General features: G+C 56.9%; 16 protein-coding genes. 12 read left to right on the top strand and 4 right to left on the bottom strand.

Annotated elements, in window-relative coordinates; all coding sequences use genetic code 11:
* The first annotated feature begins 28 nt into the window (after window positions 1-28).
* From LGH70_RS08575 to LGH70_RS08560, 4 genes are all read left to right on the top strand, one after another.
* Window positions 29-529, top strand: coding sequence for a DinB family protein (locus LGH70_RS08575; RefSeq protein WP_226184821.1), 501 nt, complete (start codon window positions 29-31; stop codon window positions 527-529).
* Between the two features lie 27 nt (window positions 530-556).
* Entirely contained in the window at window positions 557-1,627 is a 1,071-nt protein-coding gene (locus LGH70_RS08570; protein ID WP_226184820.1) for a M42 family metallopeptidase, read from the top strand.
* A gap of 103 nt (window positions 1,628-1,730) precedes the next feature.
* Window positions 1,731-2,603: a glycosyltransferase family protein gene (locus LGH70_RS08565; RefSeq protein ID WP_226184819.1), complete on the top strand. Its 873-nt coding sequence runs from the start codon at window positions 1,731-1,733 to the stop codon at window positions 2,601-2,603.
* A gap of 78 nt (window positions 2,604-2,681) precedes the next feature.
* On the top strand, window positions 2,682-3,437 hold the full coding sequence (locus LGH70_RS08560; RefSeq protein WP_226185283.1) for a helical backbone metal receptor: 756 nt from the start codon (window positions 2,682-2,684) through the stop codon (window positions 3,435-3,437).
* Window position 3,438: 1 nt separating this feature from the next.
* Here the strand turns inward: LGH70_RS08560 and LGH70_RS08555 are convergent, their stop codons facing one another.
* Together LGH70_RS08555 and aroB are read right to left on the bottom strand one after the other, a co-directional pair.
* Window positions 3,439-4,734, bottom strand: a complete 1,296-nt coding sequence (locus tag LGH70_RS08555) for a 3-phosphoshikimate 1-carboxyvinyltransferase (RefSeq protein WP_348533741.1) — start codon at window positions 4,732-4,734, stop codon at window positions 3,439-3,441.
* A gap of 9 nt (window positions 4,735-4,743) precedes the next feature.
* Window positions 4,744-5,790: a 3-dehydroquinate synthase gene (gene aroB, locus LGH70_RS08550; protein ID WP_226184817.1), complete on the bottom strand. Its 1,047-nt coding sequence runs from the start codon at window positions 5,788-5,790 to the stop codon at window positions 4,744-4,746.
* Between the two features lie 118 nt (window positions 5,791-5,908).
* Here aroB and LGH70_RS08545 point away from each other — a divergent pair, with 118 nt between their 5' ends.
* A complete protein-coding gene (locus tag LGH70_RS08545; RefSeq protein WP_226184807.1) occupies window positions 5,909-6,352 on the top strand; it encodes a hypothetical protein in 444 nt (147 codons plus the stop codon).
* A 2-nt stretch (window positions 6,353-6,354) separates the two neighbouring features.
* Here the strand turns inward: LGH70_RS08545 and LGH70_RS08540 are convergent, their stop codons facing one another.
* Entirely contained in the window at window positions 6,355-7,452 is a 1,098-nt protein-coding gene (locus LGH70_RS08540) for a chorismate mutase (RefSeq protein ID WP_226184805.1), read from the bottom strand.
* Between the two features lie 175 nt (window positions 7,453-7,627).
* Between LGH70_RS08540 and LGH70_RS08535 the strand changes: the two genes are divergently transcribed.
* The 7 genes from LGH70_RS08535 (at window position 7,628) to LGH70_RS08505 (ending at window position 16,594) form a co-directional block, all read left to right on the top strand.
* Complete coding sequence (locus tag LGH70_RS08535; protein ID WP_226184803.1) at window positions 7,628-8,818, top strand: proline dehydrogenase family protein; 1,191 nt, start codon at window positions 7,628-7,630, stop codon at window positions 8,816-8,818.
* 126 nt (window positions 8,819-8,944) lie between these two features.
* Window positions 8,945-9,313, top strand: a complete 369-nt coding sequence (locus LGH70_RS08530; protein ID WP_226184801.1) for a hypothetical protein — start codon at window positions 8,945-8,947, stop codon at window positions 9,311-9,313.
* 194 nt (window positions 9,314-9,507) lie between these two features.
* A complete protein-coding gene (locus tag LGH70_RS23920; RefSeq protein ID WP_431357420.1) occupies window positions 9,508-10,317 on the top strand; it encodes a hypothetical protein in 810 nt (269 codons plus the stop codon).
* 361 nt (window positions 10,318-10,678) lie between these two features.
* The gene (locus LGH70_RS08520) at window positions 10,679-12,823 is read left to right on the top strand and encodes a carboxy terminal-processing peptidase (RefSeq protein WP_226184799.1); all 2,145 of its coding nucleotides are present in this window, start codon (window positions 10,679-10,681) and stop codon (window positions 12,821-12,823) included.
* A 230-nt stretch (window positions 12,824-13,053) separates the two neighbouring features.
* On the top strand, window positions 13,054-14,094 hold the full coding sequence (locus tag LGH70_RS08515) for a hypothetical protein (protein ID WP_226184797.1): 1,041 nt from the start codon (window positions 13,054-13,056) through the stop codon (window positions 14,092-14,094).
* A 265-nt stretch (window positions 14,095-14,359) separates the two neighbouring features.
* Window positions 14,360-15,922, top strand: coding sequence for a lysine--tRNA ligase (gene lysS, locus LGH70_RS08510; RefSeq protein WP_226184795.1), 1,563 nt, complete (start codon window positions 14,360-14,362; stop codon window positions 15,920-15,922).
* Between the two features lie 294 nt (window positions 15,923-16,216).
* Window positions 16,217-16,594 carry a DUF3861 domain-containing protein gene (locus tag LGH70_RS08505; RefSeq protein WP_226184793.1) on the top strand — a complete coding sequence of 126 codons (378 nt, stop codon included), beginning with the start codon at window positions 16,217-16,219 and terminating at the stop codon, window positions 16,592-16,594.
* A gap of 262 nt (window positions 16,595-16,856) precedes the next feature.
* Here LGH70_RS08505 and LGH70_RS08500 read toward each other — a convergent pair whose 3' ends face one another.
* Window positions 16,857-17,234 carry a YtxH domain-containing protein gene (locus tag LGH70_RS08500; RefSeq protein ID WP_226184791.1) on the bottom strand — a complete coding sequence of 126 codons (378 nt, stop codon included), beginning with the start codon at window positions 17,232-17,234 and terminating at the stop codon, window positions 16,857-16,859.
* Window positions 17,235-17,360 lie beyond the last annotated feature (126 nt).

Below are 17,360 nucleotides of genomic sequence, written 5' to 3'. Positions count from 1 at the left end.
TTTCTCTCGCCTCATTTTTCAGAGTACTATGTATTGTTCTGTTTCAGATTTCGTGACCGATTGGCAGTACGAATCGGAGGCTACCGCCAAAATCTTAACCGCGCTGACGGATGAGTCGTTGGCCCAACCTGTGGATCCTGAAGGCCGCACCTTGGGCAGCATTGCCTGGCACGTCGTTCAGACTCTTACGGAGATGCCTCACACGGCTGGACTAACGCAGGAGGATTCGCTCCACGGGCAGCCAATGCCGAACAATGCTACCCTCCTGGCGTCGACCTATCAGTCACTCGCTCAGCAGGTTGTTACTGAGGTCACGAACCGCTGGTCAGACGCGCAATTGCTGGATGAAGTGCCCATGTATGGTGACACATGGACCAAACGCACCGTATTATCCGTACTTATCCGCCACCAGGCGCATCACCGTGGGCAACTGACGGTGCTCATGCGGCAAGCCAGCCTGCGGGTACCGGGCGTTTATGGTCCGGCGCGCGAAGAATGGGCTGAGATGGGCGTGCCGGCGCCTCAATAACTTTCCATCGAATCAACTTTACTACCGATGCGTCCAGAATCATTCGAATTTCTGCAAATCTACCTGAATAATGCTTCACCAACGGGCTTCGAAAAAGAAGGTCAAAAGTTGTGGCTGGAGTACCTCAAACCCTATATCGACGAATATTTTGTGGACACGTACGGCACCGTGGTGGGCGTTATCAACCCGGAAGCCCAGTACAAAGTCGTAATTGAAGCCCACGCCGATGAAATCAGCTATTTCGTTAACTACATCACCAAGGAAGGCTACATCTACCTGCGTCGCAACGGGGGCTCCGATGCCCTGGTGGCCCCGTCTAAGCGGGTAAATATTCACACCGACAAGGGCGTGGTGAAAGCCATTTTTGGCTGGCCAGCCATTCACGTGCGCAAGGTGGAGCAGGACAAGGCCCCGACCATCGAAACCATCTACCTGGACTGCGGCGCCTCGTCGCAGAAGGAAGTGGAGGAAATGGGCATTCACGTGGGCTCGGTCGTCACCTTCGAGGACGAGTTCATGGTGATGAACGACAAGTTTTACGTGGGCCGCGCCCTCGACAACCGCGTGGGCGGCTTCATGATTGCCGAAGTGGCCCGCATGCTGAAGGAAAACGACAAAAAGCTGCCTTTCGGCCTCTACGTCGTGAATGCGGTGCAAGAGGAAATCGGGCTGCGCGGCGCCGAGATGGTAGCCCACCGCATCAACCCCAACGTGGCCATCATCACGGACGTGACGCACGACACTCAGTCGCCGATGTACGAGAAAAAGACGGCCGGCGACCTGCACTGCGGCAAAGGCCCGGTAATTACCTATGGCCCGGCGGTGCAAAACAACCTGCGCGACCTGATTATCCGTACGGCCCAGGAAACCGACATTCCGTTTCAGCGGGCGGCCGCTACCCGCGCCACCGGCACCGATACCGACGCTTTTGCCTACTCGGGCTCGGGCGTGGCCTCGGCCCTGATTTCGCTGCCCCTGAAGTACATGCACACCACGGTGGAAACCGTGCACGCGGAAGATGTGGACAACGTGACCAAGCTGATTTACGAGACGCTGCTGCGCATCGAGGACGGCCACGATTTCCGTTACTTCAGCTAAGCTGTATCTTCGGGCTCGTTCGTACAGCGCATGGCCGGCTTGCTTTCGGGCAACGCCGGCCATGCGTTTGTGTGGCCCCCTCCTCTTTGCTCCCTCCTGCCCTATGAAAATTGCCGGCTTCACCATTGTCAGAAACGCGGTACTCAACGATTATCCGGTGGTGGAAGCCATTATGTCCATTCTGCCCGTGGTGGATGAAATGGTGGTCAGCATCGGCGACAGTGACGACGAAACGGAAGCCCTGATCCGCTCCATCAACTCGCCCAAGCTGCGCATCGTGCACTCGACCTGGGACCCGGCGCTGCGCAAAGGCGGCACCGTGCTGGCCGTGGAAACCAACAAGGCCTTCCAGCAGATTTCGCCCGATGCCGATTGGGCTTTCTACATTCAGGCCGATGAGGTGGTGCACGAGCAGTACCACGCGGGTATTCGGGCTGCGGCCCAGCGCCACCTAGCCGACAAGCGCGTGGAAGGCCTGCTGTTCAAATACCTGCACTTCTACGGGACCTTCGACTATGTGGGCGACTCACGGCGCTGGTACGGACACGAGGTGCGCATCATCCGCAACGACCCCACCATTACGGCTTTCAAGGATGCCCAGGGGTTCCGGCGCAACGGTGAAAAGCTGCACGTGAAGCCCGCCGATGCCTTTGTATACCACTATGGCTGGGTGAAAAACCCTAAGCAGATGCTGCAGAAGATGAAGCACATCAACCAGTTCTGGCACGGCGACCTGCCCCCCGAGCAGCAGCCGCTGGCAACTACGGAGGTGTTCAACTTTGACGACTTCGACTCCCTCGAGAGGTTTAGCGGTACTCACCCCCGCGTTATGGCCGCCCGCATTGCCCGCCTGAACTGGCAGGTGGATATCGACGTGACCCAGAAGCACTTCTCCTTCAAGGGCCGGCTGCTGTACTGGGTGGAAAAAGCCACCGGCAAGCGCCTGTTCGAGTTTAAGAACTACAAGCTGCTCTAGGCAGCCCGTGCCACTACTCACTACCGCCTGCCCGTGGAACTACCGCCTATCCTGCTCCCCCTTACCGTCACCGACCAGATGAACCGCCGGGTAGCGGTACCCTTCCCGCCCCAGCGCATTGTGTCCCTGGTTCCGTCGCAGACCGAGCTGCTATTTGACCTGGGCTTGGGCGAGCGGGTGGTGGGCGTCACCAAATTCTGCATTCATCCGGCGGATGCGCGCCAGCAAGCCACCGTAGTCGGAGGCACCAAAAACTTTGATTTTGCCCGAATTGAGGCGTTGAAGCCTGATTTGATTATCGGCAACAAAGAGGAAAACTACCAGGAGGGCATCGAGCAGCTGGCGGCCAAATACCCGGTCTGGATGAGCGACATTGCCAACCTAACCGATTCGCTGGACATGATTCGGCGAGTGGGCATGATTAGCGGCCGCAAGCCAGCCGCCGACGCCCTGGCCACGGCAATTGACGCTTCGTTCAGCGGCCTTACCACTCCCGACCAGCTGCTGCCGGCCGCGTATTTTATCTGGCGCAAGCCCTACATGGCAGCGGCCAGCGGCACCTTTATCGATGCTATGCTGCCACGGGCGGGCTTCAGCAACGTATTTGCCGATACGGCCCGCTACCCCGAGGTTACGGCCGAGCAGTTGGCCGCCGCTGCTCCCAAGGTGATTCTGTTGTCCTCGGAGCCCTACCCTTTCGCCGAGAAGCACGTGGCCGAGTTCCAGGCTATCTGTCCCTCGGCCACGGTGCGCATTGTGGATGGTGAGCTGTTCAGCTGGTATGGTAGCCGCCTGCGGCATTCGGCGGCTTATTTCGAGTCGTTGCGCCCGTAGCTCAGGCCTGCTCGGTAACCTCAAAGCCTGCCTTGCGCAGTTCCAACCAGAATTGCGGATAGGATTTGCGCACGACTGCTGGGGCCAGGATGGTCAGAGAACCACGCAGGGCCAGCGGGGCAAATGCCATTGCCATGCGGTGGTCGTGGTAGGTTTCCACCGTTTGTCCGGCTACCGTGAACCCAGCTACCGGCACCCGGAAGCGCCCGTCGCCCTCGTCGACCAAAGCGCCGCCGAACTTGGCCAGTTCCGCCTGCAGAGCCGCTATCCGGTCAGTTTCCTTGATGCGCAAGCTTTCCAGCCCGGTCAGCACCAGCGGCACGCCCACGGCAGCTGCCACCACGGCCACCGTCTGAGCCAGATCAGGACAGTCGGTGAAGTCCTGTTCGATAGCCTCGGCGCACGCCTGTTGGGTGAGCATCACGCCGTGTTCCTCAAACCGGGTAGCCACACCCAACTGCGCCATAATGCCGACGATGGCCTGGTCGCCCTGCCAGGAATGGCGGCGCAGCCCCGGCAGCGTAATGGAGGAGCCACGCGGTGCCAGAGCTACCATGGCGTACCAGTAGCTGGCCGCCGACCAGTCGGATTCGATGGTGTAGTCGGCGGGCTGGTAGGCCTGGGGCCGCACTTCTATTACCTCGCCCAGGTCGCGGCACTGTCCCCCAAAATGCTGCATCAACGACTGCGTCATGCGGATGTAGGGTCGTGAGCCGACTTTGCCGGTCAGGCGCAGGCGCAGGCCGCCGGGCAATTGGGGACCCACCATCATCAGTGCCGAAATGTACTGGCTGCTGATATCGCCCCGCACGCTGAGCTCGGCCGGTTCCTGGGCGGTAAGCTGCGGAACCCAGCCCCGCAGCTGTAGCGGCGGATAGCCCTCCTGCTCGGTATAATCGATGCGGGCCCCGAGCTGGCGCAGCGCGTCGACGAGCACCCCGATGGGGCGCTGCCGCATGCGGGCCGTGCCCGTGAGCAGCACTTGTCGCCCGGTTACGGCCAGGTAGGCCGTCAGAAAGCGCATAACGGTGCCGGCATCTTCGGCGTCGAGAGTTGTAGTGGTGGCCGGTTCGGCCAGCAGGCGCTGCATCAGCTCGGTGTCGTTGGCATCGGAAAGGTTATGCAGCTGTCCGGCGCCGGCCAGCGCCCGGATGATAAGGGCACGGTTGCTCTCACTTTTGGAGGCCGGCAGTTGGGCAGTGCCGCTGACCAGGGCGCCATTCCAGCGCAACGTTAGGGAAGACGAAGTATCGATGAGTGAAAGGAGGTTAGGCGAAAAAGGAAGTTGAAAGCGCAAATTACCCAGCTACAGCCGATGATAGTAGCGCAGGGACTCGGCAATTTCCGTAACCGTTATCGGCTGATCGTAAAGAGCCTTGCCGATTCCGTCGAGCAGTGTGCAGTTTATCGTGCTGCCGCTGTTTTTCTTATCCTGCAGGGCCAGCTCGGCAATAGCATCGGTTTCCATGGTCACAAACTGGACTTTTTCGAACACCGAGAACAGGAACGTCTCGATGCTGTCGAGCTCCGCCGCGCTGAGCAGTCCGCGCTGGGCCGACAGCCAGCTTTCGCAGATCATACCCGCCGCCACCGCTTCGCCGTGCAGAATTTCGCGGCCGGCTTGCAGCAGCAGGTAGCTTTCCAGGGCGTGGCCCACGGTATGGCCGAAGTTGAGCACCTTGCGCAGCCCCGATTCCAGCGGGTCGGCTTCTACAATCTGCTGCTTGGTAGCCACCGAGTCCTGGATAATCGGGCTCCAGTCCTTGATCAGCACTCCTTCCTGGCGCTGGGTAGCAAAAGCCGCCGCGTCGGCAATAAGCCAGTGCTTAACCACTTCCGCGTAGCCGGACTTGAGCTGACGCGCGTCCAGGGTAGCCAGAAAAGTTGGGTCGATGCAGACGCTCACTGGCTCCTGAAACACGCCAATCTGGTTTTTGAAGCCCTGAAAGTCGATACCGGTTTTGCCGCCGACGCTGGCATCTACCTGGGCCAGCAGCGTGGTAGGCACTTGAATAAAGCGGATTCCTCGTTTATAGGTAGCAGCGCAGAAGCCTCCGAGGTCGGTAACAACGCCACCGCCGACGTTCACCAGCACCGCAAATCTATCGGCGGCCTTTTCCGTGAGCTGATTCCAGACCAGCTCACAGCTGGCTAGTGTCTTGAATTCCTCCCCGGCCGGTATTTCGACTAGGGTATGGTCGGGTAGGTAGCGCTGCAGCAGCGGGTAGCAGTTCCGTACCGTATTGCTGTCCGTCAGCACAAACACCTGTCCCACAGCCGGCTGCCGCAGCAGATGCTGTAGCTGCTCCAACGACTGGGTACCAATTGAAACCGAGTTATCCACTTTTTTCATTGTTAAACAAAAAATAATAGAAGCATTAACCAGAATTAAGACAAAATAACATTACTTTGATGCAATTACTTTGACCTGTGATTCTGTCCGCAAGGTAAAAACTACTTCTATTGGTCGTATGAAAGCTTTCTATTCTGCCTGGCTGGGCCTGCTCGTTATGGCCGCTGCCGGCTCGGCCTGCAGCCGTGATTCGATGCCGACCATGGAAGACCAGTTGGTGGGCCGCTGGGAATGGGTGCAGAGCGAGCCATCCAAAGCCGGTACCTCCACCCCCGCTTCCACCGGTCATTCTGTAGTCGTCGAATTCGACCGGCGGGGTCGGGCGCGCTTCTATCAGGATGGCGCCATGATAGGCGCAGCCAAGTTCCGACTGAAGGCCGTGGGCAATGGCTGGCGCAAAAGCAAGAACCTGATTATTTACCGGGGCTACAAAAGCCAGCAGTTCTACTCGGTTTCCGGCAACAAGCTTATTCTGCAGGATACCAACAACGGTAAAGGCGGCAACGTGTACTACAAAGGCAAGCGCAGCAGCCAGAGCACTGATTTTGCCACCAAGCCCTAGCGCTACTCGGGCCGCTGCATAATCTCGGTTTGCTTCCGGATGCTTTCCAGGTGAATCAGCTTGTAGAGCTCCGCCACAAACTTCTCGTTTACCCGCAGCTTGCCGGCCCACTGCAGGCGGGACGTAAAAATTTCGTTCCAGCGGTCCAGTTGCAGAATCTTGACGTTGTTTTCCTTCTTGTACTCGGCCAGCTCCTCTACCAGCGACATGCGCCGGGCCAGGGCCTCAATGATTTCGCGGTCGGCAACATCCATTTTCTGGCGTAGCTCCTCGGCCTTGTTGAGGTAGTCGGCGTTGTCGCTGGAGCGGTAGCGGTACTTCAGCTCCGCCAGAATTTCGCCCAGGCGCTGGGGCGTCACCTGCTGCTCAGCGTCGCTCAGGGCCCGGTCCGGGTCGGGGTGGGTTTCGATCATCAGCCCGTCGTAGTCCAGGTCCAGCGCCTTCTGGGCAATGGGCAGCAGTAAGTCGCGGCGCCCTCCGATGTGACTTGGGTCGCAGATAAGCGGAATCTGCGGAAAGCGGGTTTTGAGCTCAATGGCCAGCTGCCAGGTAGGCGCGTTGCGGTAGCGTGAGGGCGCAAACGTGCTGAAGCCGCGGTGAATGGCCGCCAGCTGCGTGGTACCGGCCCGCTCCAGCCGCTCCAGTGCGCCGGCCCACAGCGCCACATCGGGGTTTACCGGGTTTTTTACCATCACAGGTACGTTAGTCCCGGCCAGGGCATCGGCCAGTTCCTGCACGGCAAATGGGTTGACGGTGGTGCGGGCGCCAATCCAGAGCACATCCACGCCGTAGGCCAGGGCATCTTCCACATGGCGCGGCGTGGCCACCTCTACCGTTACGGGCAGGCCGGTTTCCTCCTTCACGCGGCGCAGCCAGCGCAGCCCCCCTACCCCAACGCCTTCGAACGAGCCAGGCCGGGTGCGCGGCTTCCAGATTCCGGCCCGAAACAAATCAATTTTCCCCAGTGCTACCAGGCCTTTGGCGGTGGTCAGCACCTGCTCCTCGGTTTCGGCACTGCAAGGGCCCGCAATCAGCAAGGGGCTGCCTTTAGCGGCCAGCAGCCGGGTAAAAAATGTATCGGTGGCAATTGCGCTTTCCATAGAAGAAGTAAAAGAGAAGTAAGAAGGGTACTGACCAGGGATAATGCCCCCGAAGGGGCCTCCGCAAAAAGCCCGGGCAGTATGGTAACTCTACCGGTCGAAACGATGTTTAACGGCTATCTTTGCCCCGCCAAACCGGCCTCTCCCAGTAGCCCGCCCAAAGCTAACCACCCGCATGCCCGTAACCCAATCCCCGCCCATTTCCTTTACCGACACGGCCGTTGCCTTCGCCTCCAAATCCGATTTGGAGCTGCGCAAAATGTACGCCCTGTTTGCCGCCATGAACAACAACACCTTGGTGAAAGCCGGGGGCGGCATGATGAAGGCCGCGCTGAAGTGGAAGCTGCCCGTGAAGTTCCTGATCAAGAAAACCATTTTTGAGCAGTTCTGCGGCGGGGAAACCATCCAGGAGTGCCTGCCCGTGATTGAAGAGTTGGGCCGCTACAACATCGGCACCATCCTCGACTATTCCGTGGAGGGCGAAGGCAGCGACCAGAGCTTCGACCACACCCGCGACGAGATTCTGGCCACTATCGATTTGGCTCACCGCTCCACGCACATCCCATTTTCGGTTTTCAAAGTAACCGGCGTGGCCGACAGTGCCCTGCTGGAAAAGGTGCAAAGCGGGCAGGCTCTTTCGAGCGTCGAGCAGGCCAGCTACGAGCGCGCCAAGGCCCGCGTCGATGCTATTTGCGCCCGGGCTCATCAGTATGGCGTGCGCGTGTTCGTGGATGCGGAGGAAAGCTGGTTCCAGACTACTATCGATGAGCTGACCTATGAGATGATGGCCAAGTACAACCGCGAGTCGGCCATTGTCTGGAACACCTATCAGCTCTACCGCCACGACCGGCTCGAAGCCATTCAGCAGGCGTATGCCGCGGCCGTGCAGGGCAAATATTTCTTGGGCGGCAAGCTGGTGCGTGGCGCCTACATGGAAAAGGAAGGCCGCGTAGCCACCCAGCGCGGCTACCAGAACCCGATTAACCCCACCAAAAACGCTACCGACCAGCTCTATGATGATGCCTTGCGCTACTGCGTAGCTCACGCTGACCGCATCAGCATTTGCGCCGGTACACACAACGAGGCCAGTTCCCTGCTGCTCACCGAGCTGATGCACGAAGCCGATTTGCGCCCGGGTGACCCCCGCATCTGGTTTGCCCAGCTCTACGGTATGAGCGACAACCTCACCTACAACCTGGCGAATGCCGGCTACAACACGGCCAAATATGTGCCCTACGGCCCGGTAGAAGCCGTAATGCCCTACTTGCTGCGGCGCGCTGATGAAAACACGGCCATAGCTGGCCAGAGTAGCCGGGAGTTTCTGCTGATCCAAAAAGAAATAACCCGCCGAAAGGCCCAAAAATAAGCCATACGCCAACTTTTAAGTAGTCGGCACAATTTTGGTTGGCGGCGGCCCACAACCCGGAAAATGATATTTCCGGGTTGTGGGCCTTTTTTATTACTTTCAGCACCCATTTCTCTCCCTACCCAAATGATCGGCCGAGTTCGTAGCCATTTAATTCGATTTGCCCGCCATCAGGTCGGCACCACCAGCTACTTGAATCTGGTGCAGGAAGCTGAGCTAGGCTTCAACCTGGAAATCTCCCACGAAAAGGCCCGCCTGAACGAACTGCTGGCCGAAATCTCGGAGAATGAATACCAGGCCGGCCGGCCCATTCTTAGCTGCTTGGTAAAGGTGGAAGGCTCCAAAGGGCAAGGCGACAACTTCTTCAAGCTGTGTGAGCGGCTAGGTATGGGAGAATGGCGGACACTGAAGCAGGACCCCGAGTTTCTGAAAACCCTGCGCCGCGAGTGCCGGGCTTTCTGGCTGGAGCCCAGCAACTACGAGCAATTCGCCTGATTCATCGCTACGGGCCCATTAAGGGTAGTTTGGTGGAGTAAAAAGAGAAGTTACTTGGACTAGTAATAGTTTTTTTGTAACCCCTCACAGAAAGGTCACGTTAAGAACCCCGAAGCTGAAGCACATATCTCTCTAGAGAAAGTTGCCTCAGCGCTTCATAACGATTCCTTTCCCCACTCAACCAACCTACTCTAATGAACACCAACGATTCGAACAACCCGCAGAATACTGGTACTGGCTCAGGCGCTAACTATGGTACGTCCAACACGGGCACCGGTATGGGCAACAGCTCGAGCTCGAGCAACGAAGGCACCAGCTACAACGCTGGTACGGGTGCTGGCTCCGGTGTTAGTGGTGATGATTATAGCGCAACGGCTAAAGGTGCTGCCATTGCTGGTACCGCTGGTGCCGTAGTAGGCCGCGCCATTGATGGCGTGCAGAACACGGCCGATAGCGCCGCTCACGCCGTAACCGGCCAGCCTTACCGCGACGGTAGCACGCTGACCAGCACTTTCCGTGACCGTGACAGCGCCGAGCGTGCTTACCAGTCGCTCTCTTCGCGTGGCTACGGCAAAGATGACGTAAACCTGCTGATGTCGGACGACACCCGCAAAACGCACTTCGGTGACCATACTCCTGATACCGACCTGGGCGACAAAGCCATGGAAGGTGCCGGCGTAGGTTCGGCCATCGGTGGCACGGCTGGTGCTATCATCGGCGCTATTGCCGCCATTGGTACTTCAGTAGCTCTGCCCGGCCTGGGCTTGGTAATTGCTGGTCCTATTGCCGCCGCTCTGGCCGGTGCCGGTGCCGGTGGTCTGACGGGTGGCCTGGTAGGCGCCCTGGTAGGCTCGGGCATTCCAGAAGAGCATGCTGCTGAGTATGAAAGCGACATCAAGAATGGTGGCATCGTGATGGGTGTTAAGCCCCGCAACGCTGAAGACGCGAAGTACTTCGAAGATGAGTTCCGTCGCAGCAACGCTGACCGTGTACGTCATTACTAAGCGTGGGCGCATTGCCCAATGCTCTTGAGTAAAAAAGGCCTCCTACAATCGTAGGAGGCCTTTTTATTTTGGCGCTAAAACCAACTTTTTCCTGACGCTGTTTCGTATATCAACATAGCCGTACCGAAGCTTATTGCCGACTGTATCTAAGCAACCTGCTATTGACTCGCCAAAAGTCAATGAGCGAAGCTACTGATGCAACTGTCCTTCACAATTTTCGCCCCTTGCTATTGAAATTCAGCCGCGGGCACTTATTATAGTCGACCGTGCGTTTTGGGTTAAAGCCGCCAGTCTGACGGGTTCGTGTGTTCGGAACGGCTTTTGTTTACATTTGATTTTCCTCCATTTCATTCTGATTTCCATGTCTTCCCCCCGACTGAAAATAGGCCTGTATGCCTCGTTGGTGCTGGCAGTCTTCATGCTTGCATCCTATAAGCTGTACCGGCGCAACGACGCCAGCCCGCCCCAAAAGGATGAGGTGTTGATTAAAGCCATGCTGCAGGGGCTGAGCGCCGCGCACTATCAGCCTGAAAAAGTGGACGACGCTTTTTCGAAGCGAGTCTTCGACCTGTATATGAAGCGGGTTGACTACAACAAGAAGTTTCTGCTGCAGTCGGATGTAGCGCAGCTGCGCAAATTCCAGAACGACATCGACGACCAGGTAAAGCGGGGCACGCACGAGTTTCTGGACTTGAGCACAAAGCTGATGGAGCAGCGCACCAAGGACATTCAGAACCTGTACCGTGATATCCTGTCCAAGCCGTTCGACTTCACCAAAGACGAATCGTTCGAAACGGAACCTGATAAGATGGTTTTCGCCGCCGATGCGGCTGCCCAGCGCGAGGAATGGCGCAAGTATCTGAAGTATCAGACTTTGATTCGGGTGTCGGAAATGATGGATGAGCAGAAGAAGAAAAAGGACAAGCCTTTGGCCTCTACTTCGGTACAGCCCTCGGCCGCTACCACTTCGGAGCCCACGCGCACTCCCGCCGAAATGGAAGTTGAAGCCCGTAAGCGGGTGCTCAAGTACTTTGATGAGCAATTTAAAGACATGGCCCAGACCGACGCGAATGAGCGCCTGGCAGTCTACGCTAATACCATTGCTAATACCTACGACCCTCACACCGAGTATTTTGCGCCGCGTGACAAAGAAAGCTTCGACGTAGCCATGACCGGCCGCTTTGAAGGTATCGGGGCCTCTCTACAGGAAAAAGACGGCCAGATTAAAGTGACGGATGTAATTCCAGGTTCGGCTTCTTACCGCCAGGGCGAGTTGAAGGCAGGTGACATCATTACCCGCGTAGCTCAGGGCGCCGCCGAGCCGGTATCGGTAGAAGGCTTGCGTCTGGACAAGGCCGTCGCCCTGATTAAAGGCAAAAAAGGCACGGAAGTACGCCTAACGGTGAAAAAGCCCGATGCCAGTACTAAGGTCATTTCCATCATCCGCGACGTAGTCGTTCTGAAAGAGACCTACGCTCAGTCGGCCACGATTAAGGAAAACGGCAAGAAAATCGGCTATCTGCGGCTGCCTACCTTCTACGCCGACTTCAACGACAACGGCGGGCGCAGCTCGGCAGAGGACGTGAAAAAAGAACTGGAAAAGCTGCGTCAGGAAAATGTTGACGGCGTTGTCTTTGACCTTCGCTTTAACGGTGGCGGCTCCCTGCAGGACGCGGTAGAAATGGCCGGCTTGTTTATTGAGAATGGCCCCGTGGTGCAGGTCCGCTCGCCCCAGGGCTCACCCAGCATCCTGAACGACCGGGACCCACGGGTGCAGTACAACGGTCCGCTGGTGGTGCTGGTGAACAAATACAGCGCTTCAGCCTCCGAAATTCTGGCGGCGGCTATTCAGGACTACAAACGCGGTGTAATTATGGGCTCGGCCAGCACATATGGCAAAGGCACCGTGCAGCGCATTTTCGACCTGGATGACATGCTCGGTGACTTCGGTAGCCTAAAGCCTTTTGGTTCCCTGAAGCTTACGACCCAGAAGTTCTACCGCATTAATGGTGGCTCGACGCAGTTTAAGGGTGTTGTGCCGGATATTATCCTGCCCGATGCTTACAGCTACCTCGACCAGGGTGAAAAAGAGTCGGATTACCCGCTGAAATGGGATGAGATTTCTCCAGCTCGTTATAAGGCCTGGAATGCAGCGCCACCGGTTGACAAGCTGCGCACGGCCAGCCAGGGCCGCGTAGCCAGCAGCCCCAGCTTCAAGCTGATGAATGAGATGGTGCAGCGCATGCGTAAGCGGAAAGACGAAACGATGGTGTCGCTGAAACTGACGGCCTTCCGTGCTGAGCAGGAACAGGCCAAGGCGGAATCGGAAAAGTATGAGGCAGTGCAGAAAGCTGCTCAGCCACTAGCTATTGCGCCCCTTGCCTTGGATTTGCGCCAGTTGGGCTCCGATACGGTAGAAGTGAACCGTGCTGGTCGCTTCACTAAAAACCTCAAGAACGATATCACTCTGCGGGAAGCCGTAGCTGTCATTAAAGACCAGTTGTAAGCTGTTCTAAGCCTTGCTCGTAAGCCTCTGTGTCGCTGACATGGAGGCTTATTTTTTGCCTTGTCACTATCAACCAATGGCATTAGCAAATCAACTTGAAATAACAGAACTAACCACACATATAAAAATTGATTCAATCATCTGTAAATCAACCTATTATAAACACCATAATATTGCGAATAAAATTAGCAAACATGCAACTAATGGCTGCAGCATCCTGTTTACTTAGCATGACAACGACAATCGAGAACAACATCCTTCCGCTCGTTACGGACGAGCAAAAGCAAGCCGAGGAAACCTGGCGCAAGTCTATTCCAGCGCAGGTGTTTCTCAATTACTTCTTTGCCATCAATTACCACATCCAGGAGAATGATGATGCAACGGGCGGCTTGCAGCACCTCCCCTTCTTCCGGGCTCACCAAGCAGAGTTGACGGAGGCTGACATTCAAGCGGTAAGCAAGCTGCTGCAGGCCTGCTGGAGCACGGAGTATGCCTTGCGGGCCACGGCCGAGCTGGGCGACGAAGAATATCTGCGCAATGCCCTGCACTGGACGTTCCCCCAGGCCTACCACACTATTCTGTCGGGTTTGCAGGCTTTCCTGTATACAGCCGGCGTGCGGTCCAATAATCCTTCTTTGATTCGGCGGGAAGTTGGTCGGTTGGTAGTGCGCAATGCCTATCCACGGCCGGTATCGTTCTACGCCGCTGGTGCCTACGGTGACTTCAGCATTCATCGTTTGCCGCTGGCTGGCTATAAGCCCGGCCTGCACATTGCGGGCAAGGAAATCGAGGCTCAGGCCCAGATCGGGCAGTTTCTGCGCACCACCCGCAAGATGAAAGCCCAGTGGACGCGCCTGCAGGTGCAGGCCAACCCCAACACGGCCCTGCGTAGCCAGAAGACGGGCAAGGTGCTCGATAAGTGGACAGCTTCGCACTGGCAGCAGATTACCTGGCGCTTGGGCTACACCACCATCTTCGACTTGCTGGGCCGCCTGCGCATCTCGCAGACCAGCCGTGAGATTGAGCGCTACGTGGAAGCCGAAATCGACTTCAAGCTTTTCCACCAGTCGCTGCTCAATATTGTGAGCTACCTCAACGGTATCCACGAGAGCTATATTGCCAAGGCCATGGGTCTGGAGCAGTATCAGAAGCTGGTGCAGGACTTGCCGAAGCACTTGCAGAACAACTTCGTTGTGGAGCGCCTGCGCACCCGCATCGAGCCGCTGCTCACGGGCCAGGAGCCTCAGCAGCAAATGGGCATCGCCGCCTAAGTGGCCTGTATATAAATCTAGTTGCCTTACTACATATAGACCTAAGCGCCATCCCAATGGGATGGCGCTTTTTGTTTATTTAAAAACCGTTCTGCAGAGCGCGGCGAAGCATCTCTCGCAGCTGCCGGTATTACGGTAAGCTGATTACCATAGCACGCGAGATTCCTCAACTCCGCTGCGCTGCGCTTGGAGTGACGTTCTTTTAGACAAGCTGTGAAAATCTAGGTTTCAGACTACCTTTGCAGGCTTATAAACAACCATTCTCATGCAGCACCTCAGCGAACAGGAACAGATACGCCGCCAGAAGCTGGAGGAACTTCAGAAGCTCGGCATTGAGCCGTATCCGTCCGAGCTATTCGATGTCAACTTCTACGCCCAGGAAATTCTCGATAACTACCACCCCGAGCTTAATAACTTTCAGGAAGTAAGCCTGGCGGGCCGGCTGATGTCGATTCGGGTGAAGGGTAAGGCCTCGTTTGCTGAGCTGCAGGACGCTTCGGGCCGCATTCAGCTCTACATCAACCGCGACGAAATCTGCCCCGGCGAAGACAAGGAGCTGTACAACACCGTCTTCAAGAAGCTGCTCGACCTGGGCGACTTTATCGGCGTAAAAGGCCGCGTGTTTGTCACGATGGTGGGCGAAACGTCGGTGCACGTGACCGGCCTGACGGTGCTCAGCAAGAGCCTGCGCCCGTTGCCCGTTGTGAAAGAGCGAACCGACGAAGTCACTGGCGAGAAAATCACCTACGACGCCTTCACCGACCCCGAAGCCCGCTACCGGCAGCGCTACGTGGACCTAGTGGTAAACCCGCACGTGCGCGACGCTTTCATCAAGCGGACTCAGCTGGTGCAGGCCATGCGCAACTACCTCAACGACAAAGGCTACCTCGAAGTAGAAACGCCGATTCTGCAGCCGCTGTACGGCGGTGCTGCCGCCCGTCCCTTCAAGACCCACCACAACACGCTGGACATGACGCTGTATCTGCGCATCGCCAACGAGCTGTACCTCAAGCGCCTCATCGTGGGCGGCTTCGATGGGGTTTACGAATTCTCTAAGGACTTCCGCAACGAGGGCATGAGCCGGTTTCATAACCCGGAGTTCACCCAAATGGAGCTTTACGTAGCCTACAAAGACTACTACTGGATGATGGACCTAGTGGAGGAAATGGTGGAGCGCGTGGCTATGGCTTTGCACGGCAAAACCGAGGTGCAGGTGGGCGAAAACCTCATCAACTTCCAGCGCCCCTGGAAGCGCTTCACGATGGCCGAGTCTATTGAGCACTTCACCGGCTTCAACATCGACGGCAAGAGCGAGGACGAGCTGCGCGCTGCTGCCAAGGAGCTGAAAGTGGGCCTCGACCCGAGCATGGGTAAAGCCAAGATTATCGACGAAATCTTCGGGGAGCATGTGGAGCCTAAGCTGATTCAGCCCACGTTCATTACTGACTACCCGGTGGAAATGTCGCCGCTGGCTAAAAAGCACCGCTCCAAGCCGGGCTTGGTGGAGCGTTTCGAGGCAATCTGCAACGGTAAGGAAATCTGCAACGCCTTCTCTGAGCTCAACGACCCCATCGATCAGCGCCAGCGCTTCGAGGACCAGTTGGAGTTGGGCAAGCGCGGCGACACCGAGGCCATGGTACTCGACGAGGACTTCCTGCGCGCCCTGGAGTACGGCATGCCGCCCACGGCCGGCCTGGGTATCGGCATCGACCGCCTGAGCATGATCATGACCAACTCTAACTCGATTCAGGACGTGCTGTTCTTCCCGCAGATGAAGCCGGAGTACAGCAAGTCAGAAAATGCGCCTAAGCCGGAAGGTGAAGAGTAGGCGCCTGCTGGCCTGAAAATCGAAAAGCCTCCTGCGTAAAGTCGCAGGAGGCTTTTCTTTTGATAACGAACCTATTGATGTCTTAACGGGATTCTTAAAAGAAGCTTACCAAAGTTGCTGTACGATTTTGCTACCGGAGGTTTTGAATTTCTGGCAGAAGCTCTACAGCGGGCAATTTTGCTTTCAAGACATCCCAACTTCTTATAAGTTGGTTATGGCTTCTTTTACGGCATGCAGAGCGCAGGGTTACGAAATGACTGAAAAAATTTAATCCGGCAACTGCGCCACAACAAAGTGCCGGCTGCTCCGTCTGCCCTGCTATACCATCATCTTCAAGAATATGAGCAAGCGCGCCTACCAATATCGTTTACGTCTGGAGCAATAGCCGGCATCAACCCGGACAGCCCGAAACATAAGCCGGTGGAGCTAGCGTTTGAGAACCACGACGATATATTTCTCATTATCGAGCGGATGCGCCAGCGCAACCTGTTTGAGGAGCCCGGACAAGCCACTGAGTTTGCCATTGGCCTCAAGCTGTTCAGCGAAGTGCTGCTGAAAAACCGCCAACATCCGCTGTTTGACGAGCTGGGTCCGGCTTTCAAAACGTTTATGCAACGGTTGAAATCGGCCGGCCCTCCGGCGGCAGAACCTGGACCAACGGCAGACGGGTAGCAACCCCGTAAAAATCGAAAAGCCTCCCACGTAATGTCGTGGGAGGCTTTTCTTTACTACAACTGGCTTACCCTTCCAATCGGGTGCTAGTAGAGAAATGTGCGATGGACAAGTCTGATTTTGCTGGCAGTACATAACCGTTACTACCAGAAGCTCCTACTGTCGGCAATTTTACTTTACCAGCTTCTCCGACCTTCTTTCAAGCTCGTTGTAGTGTCTTTAACGGAGCACCTGTCAGAAGGTTACAGCTCGCCGAAAAAAATTACAGGGAGCGGCCGTATTCGCTGCTGCCCGATGCTTCCGGATTAATGGTTTCCTCTGGCGCGCCGGGCGTGTTGGCGCTAGTGGTGGCGTGGGAGCTGGCGCCAGTGTCCCGGGTCATGGCGCTGAGCACATCGTCGGCGGCGCTACGGCTTTCGGCGGTGGTATCAGGGGCCACCTCGCCGGTAGCGGGCTTGTTGATGCGGGCCACGGCTTCGTTGAGAAGCTTGGTGAGGTCGTCGCTCCACTTCGTGGCCGACTTTTTCAGGCCGGTGCGGGTTTCCTCGCCGGTTTCGGGGGCCAGCAATAGGCCGGCAACAACGCCGGCGGTAGCGCCAACGAGCAAGGACAGGATTACTTTACCGCTAGTGTCTTTCATCGGAAAATTCGGAAAATGGGTAAGCTGTGAAATAAAGGTGGCAAGCGCCAGCAAAAGGGCTTCCGCCGAAATCTAACGCGGATGGAAAACGAAAGTTGTACGAAAAACGGCCCCGCTCCTTTGCAG

The organism is Hymenobacter nitidus, from assembly GCF_020447315.1.
GTDB classification, from domain to species: Bacteria; Bacteroidota; Bacteroidia; order Cytophagales; family Hymenobacteraceae; genus Hymenobacter; species Hymenobacter nitidus.
This window is presented reverse-complemented; position numbering and strand designations above follow the sequence as displayed.

Bases quoted from the DNA above. Each gene is read 5' to 3' on its own strand.
- LGH70_RS08575 (WP_226184821.1), top strand. From the start codon at position 29: ATGTATTGTTCTGTTTCAGATTTCGTGACCGATTGGCAGTACGAATCG.
- LGH70_RS08570 (WP_226184820.1), top strand. From the start codon at position 557: ATGCGTCCAGAATCATTCGAATTTCTGCAAATCTACCTGAATAATGCT.
- LGH70_RS08565 (WP_226184819.1), top strand. From the start codon at position 1,731: ATGAAAATTGCCGGCTTCACCATTGTCAGAAACGCGGTACTCAACGAT.
- LGH70_RS08560 (WP_226185283.1), top strand. From the start codon at position 2,682: ATGAACCGCCGGGTAGCGGTACCCTTCCCGCCCCAGCGCATTGTGTCC.
- aroB (WP_226184817.1), bottom strand. From the start codon at position 5,790: ATGAAAAAAGTGGATAACTCGGTTTCAATTGGTACCCAGTCGTTGGAG.
- LGH70_RS08545 (WP_226184807.1), top strand. From the start codon at position 5,909: ATGAAAGCTTTCTATTCTGCCTGGCTGGGCCTGCTCGTTATGGCCGCT.
- LGH70_RS08540 (WP_226184805.1), bottom strand. From the start codon at position 7,452: ATGGAAAGCGCAATTGCCACCGATACATTTTTTACCCGGCTGCTGGCC.
- LGH70_RS08535 (WP_226184803.1), top strand. From the start codon at position 7,628: ATGCCCGTAACCCAATCCCCGCCCATTTCCTTTACCGACACGGCCGTT.
- LGH70_RS08530 (WP_226184801.1), top strand. From the start codon at position 8,945: ATGATCGGCCGAGTTCGTAGCCATTTAATTCGATTTGCCCGCCATCAG.
- LGH70_RS23920 (WP_431357420.1), top strand. From the start codon at position 9,508: ATGAACACCAACGATTCGAACAACCCGCAGAATACTGGTACTGGCTCA.
- LGH70_RS08520 (WP_226184799.1), top strand. From the start codon at position 10,679: ATGTCTTCCCCCCGACTGAAAATAGGCCTGTATGCCTCGTTGGTGCTG.
- LGH70_RS08515 (WP_226184797.1), top strand. From the start codon at position 13,054: ATGACAACGACAATCGAGAACAACATCCTTCCGCTCGTTACGGACGAG.
- lysS (WP_226184795.1), top strand. From the start codon at position 14,360: ATGCAGCACCTCAGCGAACAGGAACAGATACGCCGCCAGAAGCTGGAG.
- LGH70_RS08500 (WP_226184791.1), bottom strand. From the start codon at position 17,234: ATGAAAGACACTAGCGGTAAAGTAATCCTGTCCTTGCTCGTTGGCGCT.